Origin of the sequence: Pseudomonas sp. PDM16, assembly GCF_014851865.1 — a bacterium.
In the GTDB taxonomy this organism is placed as follows: domain Bacteria; phylum Pseudomonadota; class Gammaproteobacteria; order Pseudomonadales; family Pseudomonadaceae; genus Aquipseudomonas.
The window spans coordinates 15,133-37,894 of record NZ_JACVAM010000007.1 but is presented as its reverse complement, the minus strand read 5'-3'; the positions used below and the strand labels follow the sequence as shown (position 1 = coordinate 37,894).

Genomic DNA, 22,762 nt, shown 5'->3' with positions numbered 1-22,762 from the left:
TGACTATGTGACGAAAGACGAACTGCGCGCGGAACTGGAGCGCCAGGCGCAACGTTACAAGGATGTTTACGGTGGGGAGGTTGTGACCTACGCCGCCCAGCCAGATCCAGAGCGCAAGCCCTGGAGAAAGAAGCCCAGTCTGATCGACCAGGCTTTTCAGCAAGAACTGCAGAAGATCGAAAAGGCTCGAGAGAGTGATGACTAGGCCGGACACCCAGCCTAGTTCCCAACGGCTTAGCGTCGCCGACTTCCGCCCAGCAACGACCCCATCAGACCACGAACCAATTGCCGACCGATCTGGTTGGCGGCTTGGCGCACGGCTGTCTTCATGACCTGACTGGCCAGACTGCCCAGAAGCTCGCCAGCCATACCGCCCAATCCGCCTTGCTCCGCAGAGGATGACGCAGGAGGTTTGCCACCCGAAGCCTCGACGGGGGGCTGACTGGCTCGAGACATGAGTATCTCGTAAGCCGATTCGCGATCCACTGGTTTGTCGTAGCGACCGGCTTGAGGAGAACAGCGCAGCAATTCCGCTCTTTCCTCCGCGCTCAACGGGCCGATTCGCGACTGTGGCGGCGCGATGGCAACTCGCTGAACCATCGCGGGCGTCCCCTTCTCCTCCAGCGTACCGACCAGCGCTTCGCCTATGCCTAGCTCGGTAAGCACGCTCAGACTGTCGAATTCAGGATTCGGCCGAAAGCCGTCGGCCACCGCGCGCAACGACTTCTGCTCCTTGGCGGTAAACGCCCGCAGACCATGCTGGATACGCAGCCCCAGCTGGGCCAGCACCTGATCCGGCAAGTCGCTGGGAGACTGTGTGACGAAATAGACGCCTACTCCCTTCGAGCGAATCAGGCGCACCACTTGCTCCAGGCGCTCCTGCAGCGCCTTGGGCGTATCGGCGAACAATAGATGAGCCTCATCGAAGAACAGTGCCAGAACAGGCTTGTCCGCGTCGCCCCTTTCCGGCAACTGCTCGAAGAGTTCGGCCAGCAGCCATAGCAGGAAGGTCGCATAGACCTTTGGGGCCTCATGAACTAACCGGCTGGCGTCCATCAGGTGGATTCGTCCACGTCCATCACGATCCAACTGCAGGATGTCCTGCAATTGCAGCGCTGGCTCGCCGAACAGAGCCTCCGCCCCTTGCTGCTCCAGTGTCGCCAGGCGCCGGAGCAGAGCTTGCGCCGACGCCCCGGCAAACAGAGCACGGTCCTCGCCGAGCAACGATGGATTGTCCTTGAGGTGGTTGAGCAGGGCCTTCAAATCCTTTAGATCGAGCAGCAACAGCCCTTCACGATCAGCCACCTGGAAGGCCGCATAGAGTGCGGCCTGCTGACTGTCGGTCAGCTCCAGCAGATTACCCAGCAGCAGTGGCCCCATCTCACTCAACGTGGTCCTTAAAGGATGGCCACTGTTGCCTGCCACATCCCATAGCGTCACCGGGTAGGCTTTCGGCTGATGATTCAGCCACGGCATACTCGCAATGCGCTTGGCGACCTTTCCCTGGGGGGCACCAGGCGCCCCAAGCCCGCAGAGGTCCCCCTTGATGTCGGCGGCGAATACCGCCACTCCAGCATCGCTAAATGCCTCGGCCAGGCGCTGCAGGGTCACGGTCTTGCCGGTTCCCGTGGCGCCAGCCACCAACCCGTGACGGTTTGCCAGGCGCAGAGCCTGAGAGATCGGCTGTCCCTGCGGATCGGCGCCGAGAATCAAAGAATCGAATAAAGGCATCTTGCCATCCCTCAGGCTAAAGCTTTACTGCAAATAGGTCGTTAAATAAGAGGGTGCAGCCCACTCTCGGGCCCTAACACCACTACTTACAAGACTGCTGCCAGACCTTATCGGACGCAAGTGACCATGACCCAGAATCTGAAGTTCAGCCACAAGATCCTCCTCGCGGCATCGCTGGTGGTGATCGCCGCGTTTTCGCTGTTCACCCTGTATAACGACTATCTGCAACGCCATGCGATTCGAGCAGACTTGGAGAACTATCTCCAGGAAATGGGTAACGTCACCGCCAGCAACATCCAGAACTGGCTGTCCGGGCGCATCCTGCTGGTCGAAAGCGTCGCGCAATCCATTTCCACCGATACCCCTCCGGAGACCTTGGCCGCCAGCCTTGAGCGTCCGGCCTTGAAATCGACTTTCGCATACACCTATCTGGGTGCGCAGGACGGCAGCTTTACCATGCGTCCCGAGGACGCAATGCCGGCCGATTACGATCCGCGCACACGCCCCTGGTACAAGGACGCCGTCAGCGCCGGAGGCTCGACCCTGACGGAACCGTACGTGGATGCCGCCACCGGCAACCTGATCATTACCATCGCCACTCCTGCCGGCAATGCCGGTGTGGTCGGCGGCGACCTGAGCCTGAACACCCTGGTCCAGATCATCAACTCTCTGGATTTCGACGGCATCGGCTACGCCTTCCTGGTCAGCGCTGACGGCAAGATCCTCGTTCATCCAAACAAGGACTTGGTGATGAAGACGCTCAGCGACGTCTATCCCAAGAATACACCTCGCATCAGCCCGGAGTTCAGCGAAGCGGAGCTCGATGGCGACACACGCATCCTCACCTTTGCCCAGGTCAAGGGACTGCCATCGGTAAACTGGTATATCGGTCTCTCGGTCAGCAAGTCCGCCGCCTATTCCATGCTCACCGAGTTCAGGGCCTCGGCAATCATCGCTACCGTCATCGCGGTGGTCATCATCATGCTCCTGCTGGGCATGCTGATTCGTGTGTTGATGCAGCCACTACATGTCATGAGTCGCGCCATGAGCGATATCGCACAGGGAGAAGGCGATCTGACCAAGCGCCTGGCAGTGCATAGCAAGGACGAGTTTGGCGAGCTCGCCAGCTCGTTCAACCGATTCGTCGAACGCATCCACGGGTCGATTCGGGAAGTGTCCTCGGCCACCCAGCAGCTCAACGAAGTCGCCAAGCTGGTGGTAAACGCCTCCAACTCCTCCATGGCCAACTCGGACGAGCAGGCCAGCCGCACCAATAGCGTGGCGGCAGCCATCAACCAGTTGGGAGCCGCCGCACAGGAGATCGCCCGCAATGCCGCCGACGCATCCCATCAGGCATCAGACGCTCGCCACCTGGCTGAGGACGGCAGTCATGTGCTGCAGAAGACGATAGTCGCGATGAACGAGCTGTCGGCCAAGATCAGCGCCTCTTGCCGCAACATCGAAACATTGAATGGCAAGACGGTGAACATCGGGCAGATACTCGAAGTGATCAAGGGCATTTCCGAGCAGACCAACCTGCTGGCGCTCAACGCGGCCATCGAGGCAGCCCGTGCGGGTGAAGCCGGACGCGGCTTCGCCGTGGTGGCGGACGAAGTGCGCAACCTTGCGCACCGTACCCAGGAGTCAGCTCAGGAAATCCACAAGATGATCGAAGAGCTGCAGGTAGGTGCACGTGAATCGGTCACGACGATGACGGAGAGCCAGCGCTACAGCGAGGAAAGCGTAGAGATTGCCAACCAGGCCGGAGAACGGCTGGGCAGCGTCACGCAACGCATCGGAGAAATCGACGGAATGAATCAGTCGGTCGCAACCGCCACCGAAGAGCAGACCGCTGTAGTCGACTCGCTGAACATGGATATCACCGAGATCAACACCCTTAACCAGGAAGGTGTGGAGAACCTGCAAGCCACCCTGCGCGCCTGTGGCGACCTGGAACAGCAAGCGTCACGCCTGAAGCATCTGGTCGACAGCTTCCGCATCTGATCAGACGGGCGCGGTATCCTCCGCGCCCTGCCCTTCATCAATGCTGCCGGTCTCATCCTGCAATTTCCGCCACAGCTCGGCGGCTTCCGGGAACTCGGTACCGTCCGTGTCGCTCAGCGCTTCGGGGTCATAGCGTTGCAAACAGCCCTCGCCGAGGGTCGGTGGCGGCGTGGCGGTACCTCGTTTCATCTTCGCCTCCCGTAACGGTCAGTCGAACACCACCGTCTTGTTGTCGTGAATCAGAACACGGTCTTCGAGGTGGAATCGCAAGCCCCGCGATAGAGCAATCTTCTCCACGTCCTTACCGAGCCTCACCATGTCTTCGATACTGTCGCGGTGGCTCACTCGCACCACGTCCTGCTCGATGATAGGACCGGCATCGAGCTCCTCAGTCACGTAGTGACAGGTGGCGCCGATCAATTTGACCCCGCGAAGCGAAGCCTGGTGATAAGGCTTGGCGCCAACGAAGGACGGCAGGAAGCTGTGATGGATGTTGATCACGCGTCCCGCGTACAACTGGCAGAGCTGCGGCGGCAGGATCTGCATGTAACGTGCGAGAACCACCGCATCGGCCTGGTAGCCGTCGACCAGGCGCGACACTTCGGCAAAAGCTGGCGCCTTATCCTTCGGATCGACCGGCACATGGTGAAACGGAATGCCATGCCACTCCACCATGCTGCGCAGATCGTCATGATTGGAGATCACACAAGGGATATCGCAATCCAGTTCATCACTGTGCCACCGATGCAAGAGATCGGCTAAACAGTGCGACTCGCGGCTTGCCATCAACACCACGCGCTTCTTGGTCTGTGAATCGGTAACTCGCCACTCCATGGAGAATTCTTTGGCGATCGGGGCGAACGCCTGACGAAACCCGTCGAGATCAAATGGAAGCGAATCGGCCCGAATCTCGTGACGCATGAAAAACCAGCCACTCTGATTGTCGGAGTGGTGACTAGCCTCAGTGATCCAACCGTTATAGGTGGCCAAAAAATTACTGACCTTGGCAACAATGCCAACACGGTCCGGGCAGGCGATCACCAGCCGAAAGGTACGCATGAAAGGACTCCAGAGACTTCGCAAGGGCGCCATTCTAGCGGCAACAGAGAAAAACTTCAGTATTCAACCGCCACCGCCAACTACTTGCTTCTGCGGCACATCTATTATCTGGAGGCTCAGGCACGCCATGCTGCTATACAAAAACGGTAACATTCCGGCGGCGCCAGATAAATCAGTTGGTTCGCAGCAGAATCCACTATTGCACCCGATAAAACCGTCCCCACTTGTTTACTTGCCGATTTGCCATGTCTATTATCAGCCTACTTAACAACTGAAACCGGCCTTGGGTAGAACAGCTATGTCCCTGATCAATGAATACCGCGCGACAGAAGAAGCCATCAAAGAGCTGCAAGAGCGCCTGAAAAATCTGTCGCAAGACGACAAGCTGAAGAAAGAACTTGAGTTCGAAGGCAAGCTGCGTACGCTGATGGGCGAGTACCAAAAGTCGCTACGCGACGTTATTGCCCTGCTGGACCCTGAGGGCGCCAAGGGCGGTAAAGTAGCTCGCGCGACCAAGACCACAAGTAGCAAGCGCGCCCGCAAGGTCAAGCAGTACAAGAATCCAAATACAGGTGAAGTGATCGAGACCAAAGGCGGCAATCACAAGACCCTGAAAGAGTGGAAAGCCAAATGGGGCGCAGCCACCGTTGAAAGCTGGGCCACTCTGCTCGGCTAAGCGCGACGAAAAATAAAAATGCCGGCAATTGCCGGCATTTTTATTTCACCATCTATTCAACACCATAGCGGCTGCGCAGTTCCTGCGCATGACTGCGCCAGCCCTCAAGCACCTTCTGCTGCTCGGGAGTTGCCTGCTCCCACTCCATACCCAGCGCCTGTTCGAAGTTTGCCACGGTATTCGGTGCCCCCATGGCGCCATCGACCAACCGGAGCCGACAGAAGTCCAGCCACTTCAGCTGCTCAGCACTCGTCAATGAGTCAGGAAAATTGCGCGCCCTGTAACGAAACAATAACTCTGGCAATCGCTCATCACTGAACGCCCAATCATCTTGGGCGAGTTGCTCCGCGGATGAGCTCCTTACTTGATCGCACAAGCGACGATCACGTTCACCCAAGAATCCAGCATAAAGGCACTGCTCGGGATCCAGTACCTTGTCGAAATCGTCCTTCCCATAGACATCCACCAACTTCGTTGACCAGATCGACTGATTGTTCCGCAACATATCGGCGCGCTGGTGGCATTGATTCAGGTCGACTCTCAAGCGCTCGATATCATTCGGACGAAGCACCTTGAGTGGCGCCACTACCGGGCACTTATTGATATGCAGCAGTTTGAGTGGCACCGGCAACTCACCCTCCGCCAGTTCGTCCCGCCGACTATATAGACGCCGTTTCAGGCTCTCGGCATCCATCTCCAACAGTGGACTTGTGTCCGACTGCAGGTCACAAACGATCAGTGCATTGCGATTGCGCGGATGCCAGGCCAATGGCAGTACCACGGCCAGATAATGGCGATCCCCCGCGAACCGGCCAGATACATGAACCAGCGGCTCGAGCAATCGGATCTGTTCTGTCACCCGCACCTTGCTCCGGAGCTGATAGAGGAATTCGTACAGACGCGGCTGCCGATCCTTGATCAAACGAGCGAGACCGATAGTGGCACGCACGTCCGATAACGCATCGTGAGCCTGGCCATGCTCGATACCATTGGCCACGGTCAGTCGCTCCAATTTGAGCGAAACCCTTCCTCCCTCGTCCGCCGGCCACTCGATGCCTTCGGGGCGTAGCGCATAAGCAGCCCGAACGAGGTCGATAAGATCCCAGCGGCTGTTGCCCCCCTGCCACTCGCGGGCATAGGGATCATAGAAATTGCGATAGAGGCCGTAGCGAGTCACCTCGTCGTCGAAGCCCAGGCTGTTGTATCCGGCACCACAGGTGCCTGGCAACGCCAGCTCAGCATGCACCCTGGCCATGAAATTTGCCTCGGGCATGCCTTTCTCGGCCAATAGTTGCGGAGTTATCCCGGTGATTCGGCAGGCAGCCGGATGCGGCAGGATGTCATCGGAGGGCTTGCAATAGATATTGAGCGACTCGCCTATTTCATTAAGTTGCTCGTCGGTACGAATGCCCGCCACTTGAAGAGGACGATCACAACGCGGATTGATGCCTGTGGTCTCGTAGTCATACCAGAAGATACTTGCTGACAAAGTGCGGCCCCTCGAAAAAACGTAGCCGAGGCAGTCTAGCACCAGCCTCGATTCACCCTGGCACGACAAAAGCTTGAAATCGCTCACGCTGAGCGTCTTGTAGGCAGCTAACTGCCTCTATAGGATTGCCTGATCTGGAAATTCCCCACACAAGGACAGTCACGCAATGAGTGAAACCACTGCCCCCAACCCCTACGCAGCTCCTGTCAGCAACCTGCAAGACGCCCCCAGCGGCCAGGTTCCTACCATCGCCGAGGCACTCAGCCGGCGCTATGACTTCAGCATCGGAGATCTGATCAGCGAGTCCTGGCAGCGCGTCAATGGCACCAAGGGCATCATCTTCGGTGGGTTCATCATCTTCTACGTGGTGATGCTGATCGCCACCACCGTGCTCGGCTTCGTCTTCGGCGCCTTGGGCATCATCTCCGAAACCAGCGTCACCAGCATGATGATCGGCCAGTTCCTCATCTCCATTCTGGGTTCCGCGCTGACTTACCCCTTGCTGGCCGGCGTCAACCTGGTCGGTATCCGTCGCGCAGCGGACCAGCCCATCAGCTTCAATGACGTGTTCAAGGGCCTGGGCCTGTTCGTGCCGCTCCTGATTACCGCGCTGCTGATGAACGTACTGGTCTATGTAGGCCTCATGCTGCTGATCATCCCCGGCCTCTATCTCAGTATCGCCTACGTGCTGGCTGTACCCCTGGTAATCGAGCGCGGCCTATCTCCATGGCAAGCCCTGGAAACGTCCCGCAAGGCCATCACTCAGCACTGGTTCAAGATATTCGGCCTGTTCATCGTGCTCGGCCTGATCATTATCGTCAGTGCGATCCCGCTGGGAATCGGCCTTATCTGGACCCTGCCGCTGGCCATCATCAGCATGGGCGCGCTGTATCGCACCATCTTCGGTGTGCTACCGCCGGCCAACTGATCCAGAAAGAAGTTCGGGCCGCCTCATGGCGGCCCGATTGCTTTAGCGCCCTGCTGCTGGCTAGCATCAGGTTTTCTTCGATACAGTCGCCCGATGCAGTCCAACTCTCCCCACCCGCAGGAACGCTCCGACCTTCCTCCCCTGGACACCCGCCGCCGGGTTGAAACACCGGAAGGCATTGATCTGATCCTCCGTCCAGCCGGACTCATGCCTCGTGCGGCAGCCTTCGGAATAGATCTGCTGATTCGCGGCGGCATACTGCTGGTCGCGTTCGTGGTTCTCGGCATCCTCGGCCAATTCGGCATGGGCCTGGGCACCATTCTCTATTTTCTCGTCAACTGGTGGTACCCAGTACTGTTCGAAGTGCTGAACCAGGGCTGCACACCTGGCAAGAAAGCCATGGGAATGCGCGTGGTACACGATGACGGTACACCGGTCGGCTGGGCTGCATCCCTGACTCGCAATCTGCTGCGAGCCGTCGACATGCTGCCATTCGCCTACTGCGTCGGAGTCGTCAGCAGCCTCAACCACCCTTCGTTCAAGCGTCTTGGCGACTTGGCGGCAGGCACCTTGGTGGTCTATCGCGACGATGAGCTGAAACGCCCTCAGATTCCCGAGGCAGACACCGAGAGAGCACCTTTCACGCTCACCCTCGCCGAGCAACGCGCCGTACTGGATTTCGCTGAGCGCGGAACCAGCCTTTCCGTCGCTCGCAGAGCCGAGCTGGCCGGCATCCTCGCCGCTCCACTGGAGAGCCTGCCCGAACACGCCGAGGCTCGCCTGCACGGCATAGCCCGCGGCTTGGTGGGCTCGGCATGAAACAGCACCTGTTCGAACAGCGTCACAGCGCCGATTGGCAACGCCTCGAAAGCCGCCTGAACAGCCTGGAAAAAGGCAAGGTAGAACGCAAGGACTGCGAGAGCTTCACTGTCGACTATCGCCATCTGTGCCAACACCTGGCACTCGCCCAGGAACGCGGCTACAGCAGCCATCTGATCGACCAGCTCCAGCACCTGGCCATGCGTGGTCACCAACAGCTCTACCGGCACCGCAGTCACCTGGGCGCCCAGATCATTGGTTTCATCCTGGCCGGCTTCCCTCAGCTGGTACGCAGGGAGTGGCGAGCCGTACTGTCTGGCGTTGCGCTGTTCTTCGGGGCGCTGATCGGCATGGGGCTCCTCACCTGGCTGTTCCCGGACCTCATCTACAGCATCATGGACCCCGAACAGGTGCGGCAGATGGAGGAGATGTACGACCCGGGAGCACGGCGTGTCGGTCGTTTCGCCGAGCGAGACTCCGGCGACGACTGGATGATGTTCGGCTTCTACATCATGAACAATATCGGCATCGCCTTTCAGACCTTCGCCGGCGGCCTGATATTCGGCCTCGGTAGCCTCTTCTTTCTGCTCTATAACGGTTTGGTGATCGGTGCCGTCGCCGGTCATCTCACTCGAATCGGCTACAGCGAGACGTTCTGGTCCTTCGTCATCGGCCATGGAGCCTTCGAGCTCACCGCCATCGCCTTCGCCGGGGCCGCCGGCCTCAAGCTCGGCTGGGCGCTACTAGCCCCCGGCCGCCTGAGCCGCGGCGAGGCCCTGCGCCAGTCCGCAGTAAAGGCTATCCAGCTGGTCGCCGGCGTCATTCTTTTCCTGCTGATCGCCGCCTTCGTCGAGGCCTACTGGTCATCCATGACCTACGCCACGCCCGTTACCAAGTATTGGGTCGGTGCCGGTCTGTGGCTCCTGGTAATCGCCTACTTCCTCTTCGCCGGACGGACCCGCCATGCGCCTGACTGACGCCAGCGTCGCCATCCGCCCACGCACCGCCTGGGAGGCGATCGATCTCGGCGTGCTGCTCGCACGTCGCCATGCCGGCCTGCTCATGCTCAGCTGGGCAGCCGTGACGCTGCCGCTGTTCGCCTTGCTCACCGCACTGCTCTGGCAATATCCGTCGGTAGTCGGAGTGCTTATTTGGTGGTTGAAACCCGCTTGGGAACGACTTCCGCTACACATCCTGTCACGCTCGCTCTTCGGCGATGTTCCGACGGTCAGAGAGGCACTGAGGGCCTTTCCGCGGCTACTGAAGCCACAACTGATCGCCAGCCTGACCTGGCGGCGCCTGAGTCCGACGCGCAGCTTCGATATGCCGGTGATGCAACTCGAAGGCCTTGGTGGCGAGGCGCGCAGCAAGAGACTCGTGGTACTGGGCCAGCGCCATGCGGGCGCAGCCGCATGGCTGACCATCCTCGGCGTTCATCTCGAACTGCTGCTGTGGGGGGGTATCATCACCCTGGCTTGGCTAATGGTTCCTCAGCCTCTGGAGATGCAACTGGACTGGGAAACCGTGGTCGAGGCGAGCAGCGGCAAATGGCTGTGGGTGGAGCACCTCTCCAACCTGATATACGCACTGGTTCTGGTGTTCTGGGAGCCGATCTACGTAGCCTGCGGTTTCACCCTCTACCTCAATCGCCGCACCGACCTCGAAGCATGGGACATCGAACTGACGTTCCGCCGCCTGCGTCAGCGCCTCATCGGTAGCGCCTACGTCCTTCTGCTGGCTTGCGCGGCGCTGATGCTGACACTGCCGTCTACCGACGCGCTGGCCGACAGCGCACCTACCTCCTGCCCCGTGCCGGTGGAGGACCCAGTGGGGCCGGAGGCCGAGCGCCTGCTCAGCCAACCACTCAGCAGCAAGGCGGCTAAGGATGCCATCGGCAAACTGCTGGATGCAGCCCCGTTCGAGAACCAAGAGACCGTTACACGCTGGCGCTTCGGAGAAGAAGAGAAGGCCGAAGAACCCTCCGAGGAAGAAGTCCGCAGCTTTGTCGAGATGATCAAGAACCTGCTCAAGCTCGGCGAGTTCTGGAGCAAACTCGACGTCGTAGCGATTGGATTCGAAATACTGTTGTGGACCTCGCTGGTTCTGGCTATCTGTCTGCTGCTCTGGCGCTACCGTGAATGGCTGGAGACATTCGCCGGCCGCATGGGCCTACAACGCCAGCGCGTTCGCGAGATGCCCAGCCAGTTGTTCGGTCTGGAGATAGCGCCTGAAAGCCTTCCAGACGACGTAGCCGCGGAGGCCGAACGACTCTGGGGCGAACACCCCCGTGAGGCACTCGGCCTTCTCTACCGAGCATTGCTCAGCCGCCTGCTGCATGACTTCCGCCTGCCCTTGAAGAGCTCCCATACCGAAGGGGAAGTGCTGCGTCTGGTCGAACGTCTGGAGCGTGAGGATCTGAGCCGCTTCAGCGCAGCGCTGACCCGGCACTGGCAGAACCTCGCCTATGGTCATCGGGCGCCACCGGAAACGCTGCGGCGGGGCTTGTGCGAAGGATGGCGGCGCCTGTTCGCGACTGGGGCACAGGCATGAACCGTCCCCTCAAGATTGGCCTGGTCGGCCTGCTGCTGGTGGCACTGCTGTGGTTCGGCCTGCTGGCCGCGCAACGCCTGCAGCCATATGAAGATACCATCGACCACGGCCCCTCTCCCGAAGCACGAGCCAACGAATATCTGGCAGCAGAGTTATTTCTGCGCCAGCAGAAGATGACCGTCAAACGTACCGACGGCCTGGATGTCCTGAGCGCTCTGCCTTCGACGGGGCAGACATTGTTGCTGTTCGCGCCGAGACACAACATGACACCCCGCCAATCTCAGCTGGTACTGGAATGGGCAGCGCGGGGAGGCCACTTAGTCTTCGTCGCGGAGGAAATCTGGGATGAAGAAGAAGGCCGCAGCGGTGATCTGCTGCTGGATACACTCGGCATTCGGCAAACCAGCGTCTACGAAGACGACGAAGACTCGGAAGAAAGCAGCGAACAGGCCGAAGCTGACGACAGCGAGCCTGCGGATCAAGAGCACCAGGACGAACCTTCCGGTGTCGAGCCCGACTCCGAGCAACAGGCGGACGAAGAGGTCGAGGAAGATCGGTATCCCGAATTGACCAAGGTCTATCTGGAAAACGAAGACGCTCCAGCCTATGCCGAGTTCGATACCGGCTACCACCTGCTCGACAGTGAAGATCGTGCCTATGCCTGGGCCAACAGTGGCGATGCCACTCACATGCTCCAGCTGGAACATGGCAAAGGCCTGGTCACCGTGCTCACCGATGCCTGGCTCTGGCAGAACGACAGCATCGGTGAGTACGACAACGCCTGGCTGCTGTGGTACCTCACCCAGGACAGTGCCGTGACCCTGGTCTACAGCACCGAGCGCGACGGTCTGCTCAGTCTGCTGCTCAAACATTACCCAGCCGCCCTCGCCGCCCTGGCACTCCTGATCGGCTCTCTGCTATGGCACGTGGGCATGCGTCATGGACCACTTATCGAACCTCCGACCCACGCTCGCCGCCAGCTCGAGGAACACCTGCGTGCCGGCGCCGACTTCCTGCTGCGCCGTGCAGGCCAACAACACCTGCTGAGCAGCTTGCAGCGCGATATTCTGCGTCGCGCCCGTCATCGACACCCCGGTTTCGAACGCCTGGCAGTTGCCGAACAATGGCAAGTGCTCGGCCGCCTGACCCGCCTGCCCAGCGGTGCTGTCAGCGCAGCCATGCGCCCCCTGCCGACCAAGCGACTATCCGCTGCCGATTTCACCCGCCAGGTCGCCAACCTGCAAACCCTCAGGAATGCCCTATGAGCGAACACGACCCACAGCAACCCAGTACCAGCCCCGACGTAGTTGCTTCGCCCGAGGCACCAGCTACTATCGCGGCACCCGCATCTGCGCCAGCCGCCACCGCGACCGCGGCCGCACCTGCCAATCCCGCTGGCCAGCAGCGCCAGCGCGCGAGCCAGATGCTCCAGGTGCTGCGCCTGGAACTGCAGAAGGCCGTAGTCGGCCAGCGTGAGGTCATCGACGACGTGCTGACGGCGCTGATTGCCGGCGGACACGTACTGGTCGAGGGCGTCCCTGGGCTGGGCAAGACACTACTGGTCCGCGCGCTGGCGCGCTGCTTCGGCGGCGAGTTCGCACGCATCCAGTTCACACCCGACCTGATGCCCAGCGATGTCACCGGCCACGCGGTATATGACCTGCAGACCGAGCAATTCAAGCTACGCAAGGGGCCTGCCTTTACCAACCTTCTGCTGGCTGACGAAATCAACCGAGCCCCGGCCAAGACCCAGGCGGCCCTGCTGGAGGTGATGCAGGAGCGCCAGATCACCCTCGAAGGCCGAGCGCTAGCCGTGCCGCAACCATTCCTGGTGCTGGCCACGCAAAACCCCATCGAACAGGAAGGCACATACCCATTGCCGGAAGCCGAGCTGGATCGTTTCATGCTCAAGCTGCGCATGGACTACCCACAGGCCGACGAGGAGCTGAGCCTGGTGCGCCAGGTGACCCGCTCGGCCAAGGCCGACATGCTCGAGGTGGCGCCACTGCGCACCCTGCTGCAGGCCAAGGATGTGCTCGCCCTGCAGAAGATCGCCAGCGAGCTGCCCATTGATGAACAGGTGCTCGACTATGCCGTGCGCCTGGCCCGCGCCACCCGCACCTGGCCTGGCCTGGCGATGGGCGCAGGCCCCCGCGCCTCCATCGCCCTGGTACGTGGTGCCCGCGCCCGCTCCCTCCTGCGCGGTGGCGACTTCGTGGTCCCGGACGACGTCAAGGCATGCGCCCTGGCCGTGTTGCGACATCGCGTACGCCTGGCGCCGGAACTGGATATCGAAGGACTTTCCGTGGACCAGGTACTGCAGCAGTTGCTAGACCAGGTTCCGGCACCGCGCCTGTGATCGCTCGCGCATGAAGCCATCCCGTCTGCTCCTCGGACTGCTCGGCGGCCTGCTGGGCCTGGCCATCGTCCTCGGCACGCTGCCGCTGCTCGGTATCAAGCTGCCGCAGACCCTGTCACCCTTGTGGTGGGGCCTGCTGCTAGCGATGCTGTTGATCGCCGGCCTGGATGCCGCGTGGCTCCGCCGCCTGCCCTCTCCACGCCTGGAGCGTCAGCTCCCCGGCAACTTGCCGCTGGGCCGTTGGAGCGAGGTGCGTCTGACTCTGCACCACGACTACCGTCAGCCTTTGGCCGTGCAGGCCTTCGATCATCTGCCCGAGCACATGGACTTCGAGTTCTTGCCGCAGCGGGTGGAACTGCATCCGGGTGAGCAGACCGAATTCGGCTATCGGGTACGCCCGCTAAAGCGCGGCCATTTCCGTTTCCCTCGCTGCGAAGTACTGCTGCCGAGCCCCCTGCGCTTCTGGCAATCTCGCCGCTTCGTCGACAAGGCCAGCGAGACCCGTGTCTACCCGGACTTCGCCCGTCTCTACGGCGCCCAGCTGATGGCGGTGGACGACTGGCTCAGCCAGATGGGCGTACGCCAGCGCCAGCGGCGTGGTCTCGGCCTGGAGTTTCACCAGCTTCGCGAGTTCCGTGACGGCGACACATTGCGCCAGATCGACTGGAAGGCCACTGCCCGCAAGCGCACGCCGATTGCCCGCGAGTATCAGGACGAACGCGATCAGCAGATCGTCTTCCTGATCGACTGTGGCCGTCGCATGCGCAGCCAGGACGATGAACTGTCGCACTTCGACCACGCCCTCAATGCCTGCCTGCTGCTGAGCTATGTGGCTCTGCGCCAGGGCGATGCCGTCGGCCTGGCGACTTTCGCCGGCAATCAGGATCAGTACGTCGCACCAGTCAAGGGGCAGGCGCATATCAGCAGCCTGCTCAACGCCGTATATGCCCTCGACAGCACTCGTCGCCCTGCTGACTATGCGGCGGCGATCAACGCCCTGCTCGCCCGTCAGCGCCGCCGCGCGCTGGTGGTGCTGGTGACCAACCTGCGCGACGAGGACGACGAAGAGCTGCTAGGCGCGGTCAAACGCCTCGGCCGCCAGCACCGGGTGCTGATCGCCAGCCTGCGCGAAGAAGTGCTGGATCGCCTGCGCCACACCCAGGTGCAGGACTACGAGCAAGCTCTGGCCTACTGCGGCACGGTCGACTATCTGAATGCACGTGCCGGCCTGCATGAGCGACTACTGGCCCACGGCGTGCCGGTGCTGGATGCCAGGCCGAACGAGCTGGGGCCGGAACTGGTCGGGCGCTATCTGGCCTGGAAGAAGGCCGGAGTGCTGTAGGGCGAGCGGCGCTCGCCCTACAGCACCCGTTCAAAGTCTCGCGAGCTAGAGCAAAACGGTGGCGGAAATGGCCGAGGTGCGGAGTTTACGAGTTGTAAATGAGCTACCCGAGGCGGTTTCCAACGCCGTTCGGCCGACGACAGCAGACTGTGAACAGGTTCTGACGCGGCTCAGCCGATCAGAATGATTGCCCAGACCAGTGTGATCACCGCCAGGGATGTGAGCTGCGCGGCGCTACCCATGTCCTTGGCGTTCTTCGACAGTGGATGGCGCTCCAGCGAGATGCGATCAATGGCCGCCTCCACTGCCGAATTGAGCAGTTCGACGATCAGCGACAGCATGCTCACGGCCACCATCAGCGCCCGCTCCACCGGGCTCACATCGAGCCAGAAAGCCAGCGGGATCAGCACCACGTTGAGCAGTACCAACTGGCGGAAAGCCGCTTCGCCGACGAAGGCCGCGCGCAGGCCGTCGAAGGAATAGCCGGCGGCGTTGAAAATACGTTTCAGGCCGGTCTGGCCCTTGAATGGCGACATGAAGAACTGCTGTCCTGAGCGATGAAGCGCGGCACCTTAGAGGTTGCGCCGTCAAAAATGCGTGAAGGGCTATTGCCCCGGGATCGACTCCATCTGCTGCAGCAGCAACGCAGCCTGAGTACGAGTGCGTACACCCAGCTTGCGGAAGATGGCAGTAACGTGGGCCTTGATGGTGGCCTCTGACACGTTCAGTTCGAAAGCGATTTGCTTGTTCAACAGCCCCTCGCAGACCATGGTCAACACCCGGAACTGTTGGGGAGTCAGGCTCGCCAGGCCTTCGCTGGCCGCCTTGGCCTCGGCCGATACACTGCCAACGGCAGAGGACTGCGGGGGCCACCAGACATCGCCGTCGAGCACTTGGCGCACGGCCTGCTGGATGGTTTCCAGCGGGCTCGATTTCGGGATGAAACCGCTGGCACCGAACTCGCGGGAGCGCGCGACGACCGCAGCCTCCTCCTGCGCCGAAATCATCACCACCGGAATCTGTGGATATTGGCCTCTCAGTAGCACCAGGCCTGAGAAACCATAGGCGCCAGGCATGTTGAGATCGAGCAACACCAGGTCCCAATCCCCCTTCTCTCCGAGGCAAACCTCCAGCTCGGCGATACTGGCAGCCTCGACCAGGCGCACCTCCGCCCCCAGCCCCAGGGTTAGCGCCTGCTGCAGGGCACTGCGAAACAGCGGATGGTCGTCAGCGATCAGAATCTCGTAAGCGGCCATGTACTTTCCTGTTGTTGTTGTCGAACGGGCCAGCGAGGCGGCGCTCAGCATGCCCACCCGTGACGGGGTGGTCAAGTTCCATGCTTTACGGCAAAGTCGCCTGCTTTTCCCATCCGAGAACCCTCATGCGAAGCCAAGCCCTCCGCGCCGACCTGTTGATGCTGCTGACCGCGATGATCTGGGGCTCCGCCTTCGTCGCGCAGCGACTGGGCATGGATGCTATCGGGCCCTTCCTCTATACCGGTCTGCGCTTCGCACTCGCCACCCTGGCGCTTCTGCCACTGGTGCTCTGGCTCGGCAAGCGAAACGGCGAACACAAACCGGCTCCACTCAATCGTGGTCTGCTGCTCGGCGGCCTGGCCATGGGGCTGGCACTGTCGCTGGGCATCAATCTGCAGCAGGTCGGCCTGCTGTTCACCAGCGTCACCAATTCCGGCTTCATCACCGGCCTCTATGTCATTGTGGTGCCGCTACTCGGCCTGTTCCTTGGCCACCGCACCGGTCTGGGCACCTGGCTAGGCGCAAGCCTTGCGGTGGTCGGTATGTTCCTGCTCAGCGTAGGCGATGGCTTCCACGTCGCCTCGGGTGACTGGCTGCAACTGGCCGGCGCCTTCGTCTGGGGCATTCATGTGCTGATGGTGAGCTTCTTCGCCAGCAGACACGACCCATTGCGCCTGGCGCTCCTGCAGTTCGCCGTCTGTGCGGTGCTGAGCCTGATCCTGGCGGTAGTGTTTGAGGAGATCCATCTGGTCTCCATCCTTGCTGCCGGCCCGGCCATTCTCTATGGCGGCCTGCTCGGCGTAGCTGTGGGCTTCACCCTGCAGGTAGTGGCCCAGAAGCACGCCATCGCCTCTCATGCCGCCATCATCCTCTCGCTGGAAGCTGTGTTCGCCGCTATCGCCGGAGCCCTCCTGCTCGGCGAAGCACTGGCATTGAAAGGCTACGTCGGCTGCGCACTGATGTTCACTGGCATGCTGCTGGCACAGTTGTGGCCGAAGAAGGCCTGATCAGAGGAAAGGTTTGACGGCCTGGTGCGCCGGGCTCTGCTCGTCCAGCAACCGGCGGTGCTTGGCGCCCAGGTAATGTTCCGTGAACAGGTCCAGCCAGGCATCCAGAGCGCTGGCGGCTCGAGGCTCGCCAGCCAGCTCCAGGCATAGCGCAGCAACCTCGGCGGTACACAGATGCTCGTCGCGCTTGGAGCGGCGCAGACGATAGCGCGACAATTGTTCCGGTCTCAGGCTGAGCACAGGAAATCGGTTCAGGTAGGGACTCTTGCGAAACATCTTGCGCGCCTCGGTCCAGGTGGCGTCGAGCAGAATGAACAGCGGTCGCTTGCCCTCTGCCAACGACGGCAACTCCTCGATCACCCGTTCGGGCTCGGCGTACTCACCGGGGAACACCACGCAAGGCGCATACTGTGGATCGTCCAGCAACTCCAGCAAGCGAGGATCCACTTCGGTGCGCTGCCATCCGAAGGCATGGGTATCGGCAACCAGGTCGGCGATCAACCAGCCCGTATTGCTAGGCTTCAGCGCCTCCACGTCGTACATCAACAGACATACGCCGGCCTCCACTTCGACCCTGGGACGCCAGGCGCATAGGCAGTAACTAGGAATCACCCGGCAACCGGGGCAGCGCTCGGAGCGCGAACCACGGGATACGAATGGCTTGAGGCTGCGCGCCAGGCGCTCGATACGCAGGCGGGCGACGGCATGACTCATGACTGACTCCACGGAAAAGGCGCGCAGTCTACCCCCACCACCGACAGGGAGTAAGATGGCTTCCTGCTGAACCCGTGCCAGGAGTGCCGGTCGAAGGCTGCACCGCCCATATGGAGATCACCATGCCCCGCCTCGTTACCCTATTCGCCATCGCCGCCTTCCTGCCTCTCGCCCAGGCCGCCTCGTTACAGGAGCACGAGTTGACTCGCATGCTTGAGAAGGTAGCCAAGGAAAGCAGCGCAGGCACTCCGCGGGCAATCAACGAGGACATTCTCGATCAAGGCTATACGGTCGAAGGTAACGAACTGATCAACCATCTCAGCGTGCGACCTGCCCACGCAGAACAGATGCGCAGCAACCCGCAGAGCGTTCGCAGTCAGCTGGCCGCCAGCGTTTGCAGGAATCCCGGTTACAGCCAACTGCTAAGCAGCGGTGCCGTGCTGCGCTACCAGTTCAGCGAGTACAAGACCAACCGGCCGATCACTGTCGAGCGCTTCGCCAAGGCGGACTGCGGACTGCAGTGACAAGCTCTTGCTGCGCAGATGCTTACCATCTGCGCTCAACTGCGCCATGTAGAGCCGGCATGTAGCCGGATCGGCGCAAACCACCCTCCAGTCTCAACTCAGGTCAGGCGCTGCCCGCAACAGCATGCGATACACCCCAGTTCAAGCTCCAATGTCAGCTCGGGCATATCTTCTTCTCTTTTTTAAACCTCTTGCATTCATCGGCGGCCGTGCGGCTTCACCCCAGCAGTAAAACAGATCCTTGGCGGGGTCTGGTGGAGGCGGACGAATGACATGAAAGCCGATCTTGCAGCTAAAACGTCACGGGGCGGGCCATACTCTGGCTAGGCGCTCGACACCATAGAACAGGTGTCGAGCCGCCTCAGTAGAAGGAGATGTCCATGCCTTATGAACCGGATGACTATCTATCCCGCCATTTCCACACTAGCGGCGTTGATCTGAGCAGCAAGGTCGAAGAGCTCGCCGCCCTCGTGGTTCCCACCGCCAGCCCCAACCTGCCGCTGTACCAGGAAATGCTCACCACCGTGATCCGCATGGCACAGGCAGATCGTAACCGCTGGGATGCCAAGATCATGCTGCAGACCCTGCGCGAAATGGAACTGGCCTTCAGCACCCTCGAGCAGTTCAAGCGGCGGCGCAAGGTCACGGTATTCGGCTCCGCGCGCACCCCGCCTGACCATCCCGTTTATCAATTGGCACGCGAACTCGGCCAGACTTTGTCTCGTCTCGACCTGATGGTCATCACCGGTGCAGGCGGTGGCGTGATGGCCGCCGCCCATGAAGGTGCTGGTAGGGAAAACAGCCTGGGCTTCAACATCACCCTACCCTTCGAGCAAGGTGCCAATGCCACCATGCAGGGCAGCGGCAACCTGCTGTCATTCCACTTCTTCTTTCTGCGCAAATTGTTTTTCGTCAAAGAGGCCGACGCGCTAGTGCTCTGTCCTGGTGGCTTCGGCACCCTGGATGAAGCGCTGGAGGTGATGACGCTAGTGCAGACCGGCAAGAGTCCATTGGTCCCTATCGTCCTGCTAGACGAGCCGGACAGTGACTACTGGGAGAGTTTCCTGCGTCTGCTCGGAAGCCAACTACAAGAGCGCCGCTACATACTCCCCAGTGATCTACATTTGGTGCGCCTGGTACACAGCGCTGAGGAAGCCGGCCAGGAAATCGCTCGCTTCTATCGCAACTACCACTCATCACGCTGGCTCAAGGGCCAATTCGTGATTCGCATGAACCACCCGCTCAACGAGTCGGCCATTCAGGTACTGAACAAGGAGTTCTTCGATCTTTGCCTGAGCGGCGACTATCAGCAGCAACCAGCCGACGAAAAGGAACGCGATGAACCGGAGCTGTTCGATCTGGTTCGTTTGGCATTCCATTTCAACGCTCGCGACCATGGGCGTCTGCGTGAATTGGTCGACTTCATCAATCTGCCGCAGAACTGGGTGCAGAACGGCTGAAACCCTTGATTGTCGTCCGACCAACACGAGGGTGAGGTAGAAAAAACGGAGCCCGGAGAGGGGAACGCTCCGGGCTCAAGGGGAAATCAGTCCAGACTGGCACCACGTAGCAGGCGGCCAATCTGTTCCTGCGGGAAACCTCGATAGGCGAGAAAGCGTGCTTGCTTGGCCTTCTCGCGCATATCCGCCGGCAACTGACCGGCGAACTTGCGCTGCCACAACTCGCGCAGCTGCTCCCCCCAATCGATCTCAGCCTCGCTCAGCGCCTGCTCGATATCGGGCCTGGACAAGCCCCGCTGCGCCAGCTCTTCACGGATTCGCATGGGACCATAGCCAGCTCGTCCACGACTGGCCACAAAGCTTTCGAGATAACGAGACTCCGACAGCAGCCCCTCCTCCGCGAGGCGATCGAGCGCACTGTCGATCAGATCCTGCGGAGCACCGCGCTGACGCAGCTTGCGCACCAGTTCGACCCGCCCATGCTCACGCCGGGCCAGCAGATCCATGGCAACCCGGCGCACCGCGACCGGGTTGTCGAGCATGCCACTTGCGGAACGCTCCATGCTTCAGGCAAGCCGATCAGGCATCCAGATCGGCCGTCTCGTCAGTCTCGACCGCGCCACGGGCTGCGGAGTCGACCAGCAGCTTCTCGCGGATGATCTTCTCGATGGCACCACCCACCTCCGGGTTGTCCTCCAGGTACTTGGCGGCATTGGCCTTGCCCTGGCCGATCTTGTTGCCTTGGTAGCTGTACCAGGCACCGGACTTCTCCACCAGGCCGAGCTGCACACCCAGGTCGATGATCTCGCCAGTACGGTAGATACCCTTGCCGTACATGATCTGGAACTCGGCTTGGCGGAACGGCGGGGCCACCTTGTTCTTCACCACCTTGACGCGGGTCTCGCTGCCGACCACCTCGTCACCTTCCTTCACCGCACCGGTACGACGAATGTCCAGGCGTACGGAGGCGTAGAACTTCAGGGCGTTACCGCCGGTGGTGGTTTCCGGGTTGCCGAACATCACGCCGATCTTCATACGGATCTGGTTGATGAAGATGACCAGGCAGTTGGCATTCTTGATGTTGCCGGTGATCTTGCGCAGCGCCTGGCTCATCAGGCGGGCCTGCAGGCCGACGTGGGCATCGCCCATCTCGCCTTCGATCTCGGCCTTGGGTACCAGGGCAGCCACGGAGTCGACGATGATCACGTCGACGGCGTTGGAACGTACCAGCATGTCGGTAATTTCGAGTGCCTGCTCGCCAGTGTCCGGCTGCGAGACCAGCAGATCATCGACGTTGACGCCCAGCTTGCCAGCGTAATCCGGATCAAGCGCGTGTTCGGCGTCGACGAAGGCACAGGTGGCACCGGCCTTCTGGGCTTCGGCGATGACCGACAGTGTCAGGGTGGTCTTACCAGAGGATTCCGGACCGTAGATCTCGACGATACGGCCCTTCGGCAGGCCGCCGATGCCGAGCGCGATGTCGAGGCCGAGGGAGCCGGTAGAGATGGCCGGAATGGCCTGGCGGTCGTGGTCGCCCATACGCATCACGGCACCCTTGCCGAACTGCTTCTCGATCTGGCCCAGGGCAGCCGCCAACGCGCGCTTCTTGTTCTCGTCCATTTCCATCCTCACGTGATCAAAGGGAGCCGTTCGCTCGCCAACAACTGTATAAGTAGACAGTAGTATTTCATAAGGCAAGTCAGTCGCCTACCCCTGCCCCGGATTTTCTCCCGCCGTCAGTCGGAGCAACCCATCCAGCGCGTGACGAATCGTTTGGCTGCGCACGGAGTCACGATCTCCCGCGAACAGGCAGCGCTCGGTAAAACACTGAGCTCCGTCAGCCCAGGCCAGCCAAACGGTTCCGACCGGCTTTTCCATGGAGCCACCTCCCGGGCCGGCTATCCCACTTACCGCAACCGCGTAGCGTGCCCCGCTCTGACGTTGCGCTCCCCTGGCCATCGCCTCGACAACCTCCTGACTGACGGCACCCACGCTGGAGAACAGAGCAGCTGGAACCGCCAGTTGGGCAGTTTTCTGCGAATTGGAATAGGTGATATAGCCTGCCTCGAACCAAGCAGAACTGCCGGCAACCCGGGTAATCGCTTCGGCGATACCACCGCCGGTACAGGATTCAGCCGTACTGACCTGGGCTTCCAGAGCAACGAGGCGAGCGCCAAGCATCTCGGCCTGCTGAGTAATAGGGTCCATGTGTTCTCCGGGAATGCTGAATGAGACACCCTACACCACAGGATTGGTCCTTTCAGCAGAATCAGGAAGACGGCGCCACATGACGAGGACATAAAGCTCGCCGAGCCGAATCTAGCCGTTCGGCTCAATCGATCGGGGCATTGGAGAATGTCGCGACTGGCGCGACAGATGGAAAGTTCTGACAGGCATTGGGAATGTCACTGCGGCAGAAATCTCGCTGCAGCAACACGTGATCATTCCTAAAAAGTGGCCGACCCACCGCTCGATAGGCCGACCCTAGATCACGTAACTTAGGATCGTCCTTAACCACCCCCTCTTGGACGCCCGATTGATAAATGGTTCACACCCGGCCCAACCATCCGTCGGGCGATAGCGTTCCATCCAACAAACGCAACAGAGGCGTGGATCAACAACCTAGCTCGCAAACGGTAGAGGAGAATGCCGTGTGGAGGGAGTAAAACCCTTCTCGCCCATAGCTGATTCTACTGCTGGGCGAACCAGCAGCACAGCGACTGCTGACTAGCCGGGCATGTTACCCTTCGTCGCTCTCAGGGCAGGTCATCGCTAAACAGGCATCTCGCCAGTCCGCAAAAATCTCGGACAGCCTCGGCATCATCGGAATGCGAGGCGCAAAGC

Annotated in this window: 23 protein-coding genes; 13 read left to right on the top strand and 10 right to left on the bottom strand. The window is 60.9% G+C overall.

The window, feature by feature from the left end:
- Positions 1 to 7: 7 nt before the first annotated feature.
- On the top strand, positions 8 to 205 hold the full coding sequence (locus IB234_RS20915; RefSeq protein ID WP_192321625.1) for a hypothetical protein: 198 nt from the start codon (positions 8 to 10) through the stop codon (positions 203 to 205).
- A gap of 29 nt (positions 206 to 234) precedes the next feature.
- On the opposite strand, the gene IB234_RS20910 is transcribed toward IB234_RS20915, so the two are convergent.
- Positions 235 to 1,731 (bottom strand): helicase HerA-like domain-containing protein, encoded by a 1,497-nt coding sequence (locus tag IB234_RS20910; protein WP_192321622.1) that lies wholly within the window; start codon positions 1,729 to 1,731, stop codon positions 235 to 237.
- Positions 1,732 to 1,857: 126 nt separating this feature from the next.
- Between IB234_RS20910 and IB234_RS20905 the strand changes: the two genes are divergently transcribed.
- On the top strand, positions 1,858 to 3,735 hold the full coding sequence (locus IB234_RS20905) for a methyl-accepting chemotaxis protein (RefSeq protein WP_192321620.1): 1,878 nt from the start codon (positions 1,858 to 1,860) through the stop codon (positions 3,733 to 3,735).
- Here IB234_RS20905 and IB234_RS20900 read toward each other — a convergent pair whose 3' ends face one another.
- Both IB234_RS20900 and purU read right to left on the bottom strand, forming a co-directional pair.
- The gene (locus IB234_RS20900; RefSeq protein ID WP_192321618.1) at positions 3,736 to 3,924 is read right to left on the bottom strand and encodes a hypothetical protein; all 189 of its coding nucleotides are present in this window, start codon (positions 3,922 to 3,924) and stop codon (positions 3,736 to 3,738) included.
- Between the two features lie 18 nt (positions 3,925 to 3,942).
- A complete protein-coding gene (gene purU / locus IB234_RS20895; RefSeq protein ID WP_192321616.1) occupies positions 3,943 to 4,794 on the bottom strand; it encodes a formyltetrahydrofolate deformylase in 852 nt (283 codons plus the stop codon).
- Positions 4,795 to 5,092: 298 nt separating this feature from the next.
- On the opposite strand from purU, the gene mvaT reads away from it, so the two are divergent.
- Positions 5,093 to 5,470, top strand: coding sequence for a histone-like nucleoid-structuring protein MvaT (gene mvaT / locus IB234_RS20890; protein ID WP_192321614.1), 378 nt, complete (start codon positions 5,093 to 5,095; stop codon positions 5,468 to 5,470).
- Positions 5,471 to 5,522: 52 nt separating this feature from the next.
- Here the strand turns inward: mvaT and sbcB are convergent, their stop codons facing one another.
- Positions 5,523 to 6,959: an exodeoxyribonuclease I gene (sbcB, locus tag IB234_RS20885; protein WP_192321938.1), complete on the bottom strand. Its 1,437-nt coding sequence runs from the start codon at positions 6,957 to 6,959 to the stop codon at positions 5,523 to 5,525.
- Positions 6,960 to 7,125: 166 nt separating this feature from the next.
- Here sbcB and IB234_RS20880 point away from each other — a divergent pair, with 166 nt between their 5' ends.
- The 7 genes from IB234_RS20880 (at position 7,126) to IB234_RS20850 (ending at position 14,957) form a co-directional block, all read left to right on the top strand.
- A complete protein-coding gene (locus tag IB234_RS20880; RefSeq protein ID WP_192321612.1) occupies positions 7,126 to 7,887 on the top strand; it encodes a hypothetical protein in 762 nt (253 codons plus the stop codon).
- Between the two features lie 93 nt (positions 7,888 to 7,980).
- On the top strand, positions 7,981 to 8,706 hold the full coding sequence (locus IB234_RS20875; RefSeq protein WP_192321611.1) for an RDD family protein: 726 nt from the start codon (positions 7,981 to 7,983) through the stop codon (positions 8,704 to 8,706).
- A complete protein-coding gene (locus tag IB234_RS20870) occupies positions 8,703 to 9,683 on the top strand; it encodes a stage II sporulation protein M (RefSeq protein WP_192321610.1) in 981 nt (326 codons plus the stop codon). Before IB234_RS20875 ends, IB234_RS20870 begins: the two co-directional genes overlap by 4 nt.
- Positions 9,670 to 11,256 (top strand): DUF4129 domain-containing protein, encoded by a 1,587-nt coding sequence (locus IB234_RS20865; protein WP_192321609.1) that lies wholly within the window; start codon positions 9,670 to 9,672, stop codon positions 11,254 to 11,256. Before IB234_RS20870 ends, IB234_RS20865 begins: the two co-directional genes overlap by 14 nt.
- A complete protein-coding gene (locus IB234_RS20860) occupies positions 11,253 to 12,521 on the top strand; it encodes a DUF4350 domain-containing protein (RefSeq protein ID WP_192321608.1) in 1,269 nt (422 codons plus the stop codon). The genes IB234_RS20865 and IB234_RS20860 overlap by 4 nt, the downstream gene beginning before the upstream one ends.
- Complete coding sequence (locus tag IB234_RS20855) at positions 12,518 to 13,615, top strand: AAA family ATPase (protein WP_225580735.1); 1,098 nt, start codon at positions 12,518 to 12,520, stop codon at positions 13,613 to 13,615. The genes IB234_RS20860 and IB234_RS20855 overlap by 4 nt, the downstream gene beginning before the upstream one ends.
- A gap of 10 nt (positions 13,616 to 13,625) precedes the next feature.
- Entirely contained in the window at positions 13,626 to 14,957 is a 1,332-nt protein-coding gene (locus tag IB234_RS20850; protein WP_192321607.1) for a DUF58 domain-containing protein, read from the top strand.
- Positions 14,958 to 15,127: 170 nt separating this feature from the next.
- Here the strand turns inward: IB234_RS20850 and IB234_RS20845 are convergent, their stop codons facing one another.
- Entirely contained in the window at positions 15,128 to 15,493 is a 366-nt protein-coding gene (locus IB234_RS20845) for a diacylglycerol kinase (RefSeq protein ID WP_192321606.1), read from the bottom strand.
- 69 nt (positions 15,494 to 15,562) lie between these two features.
- Positions 15,563 to 16,213 carry a response regulator transcription factor ErdR gene (gene erdR, locus IB234_RS20840; RefSeq protein WP_192321604.1) on the bottom strand — a complete coding sequence of 217 codons (651 nt, stop codon included), beginning with the start codon at positions 16,211 to 16,213 and terminating at the stop codon, positions 15,563 to 15,565.
- 125 nt (positions 16,214 to 16,338) lie between these two features.
- Between erdR and IB234_RS20835 the strand changes: the two genes are divergently transcribed.
- Positions 16,339 to 17,220 carry a DMT family transporter gene (locus tag IB234_RS20835; protein ID WP_192321602.1) on the top strand — a complete coding sequence of 294 codons (882 nt, stop codon included), beginning with the start codon at positions 16,339 to 16,341 and terminating at the stop codon, positions 17,218 to 17,220.
- Here IB234_RS20835 and IB234_RS20830 read toward each other — a convergent pair whose 3' ends face one another.
- On the bottom strand, positions 17,221 to 17,934 hold the full coding sequence (locus IB234_RS20830) for a tRNA-uridine aminocarboxypropyltransferase (protein ID WP_192321600.1): 714 nt from the start codon (positions 17,932 to 17,934) through the stop codon (positions 17,221 to 17,223).
- Positions 17,935 to 18,056: 122 nt separating this feature from the next.
- Here IB234_RS20830 and IB234_RS20825 point away from each other — a divergent pair, with 122 nt between their 5' ends.
- Entirely contained in the window at positions 18,057 to 18,458 is a 402-nt protein-coding gene (locus IB234_RS20825; protein ID WP_192321598.1) for a quorum-sensing-regulated virulence factor family protein, read from the top strand.
- A 380-nt stretch (positions 18,459 to 18,838) separates the two neighbouring features.
- Positions 18,839 to 19,918 (top strand): LOG family protein, encoded by a 1,080-nt coding sequence (locus IB234_RS20820; RefSeq protein ID WP_192321596.1) that lies wholly within the window; start codon positions 18,839 to 18,841, stop codon positions 19,916 to 19,918.
- Between the two features lie 86 nt (positions 19,919 to 20,004).
- Here IB234_RS20820 and recX read toward each other — a convergent pair whose 3' ends face one another.
- From recX to IB234_RS20805, 3 genes are all read right to left on the bottom strand, one after another.
- The gene (gene recX / locus IB234_RS20815; RefSeq protein ID WP_412547940.1) at positions 20,005 to 20,481 is read right to left on the bottom strand and encodes a recombination regulator RecX; all 477 of its coding nucleotides are present in this window, start codon (positions 20,479 to 20,481) and stop codon (positions 20,005 to 20,007) included.
- 16 nt (positions 20,482 to 20,497) lie between these two features.
- Positions 20,498 to 21,538: a recombinase RecA gene (gene recA / locus IB234_RS20810; protein ID WP_192321594.1), complete on the bottom strand. Its 1,041-nt coding sequence runs from the start codon at positions 21,536 to 21,538 to the stop codon at positions 20,498 to 20,500.
- A gap of 87 nt (positions 21,539 to 21,625) precedes the next feature.
- Positions 21,626 to 22,126 (bottom strand): CinA family protein, encoded by a 501-nt coding sequence (locus tag IB234_RS20805; RefSeq protein WP_192321591.1) that lies wholly within the window; start codon positions 22,124 to 22,126, stop codon positions 21,626 to 21,628.
- Between the last annotated feature and the right edge of the window lie 636 nt (positions 22,127 to 22,762).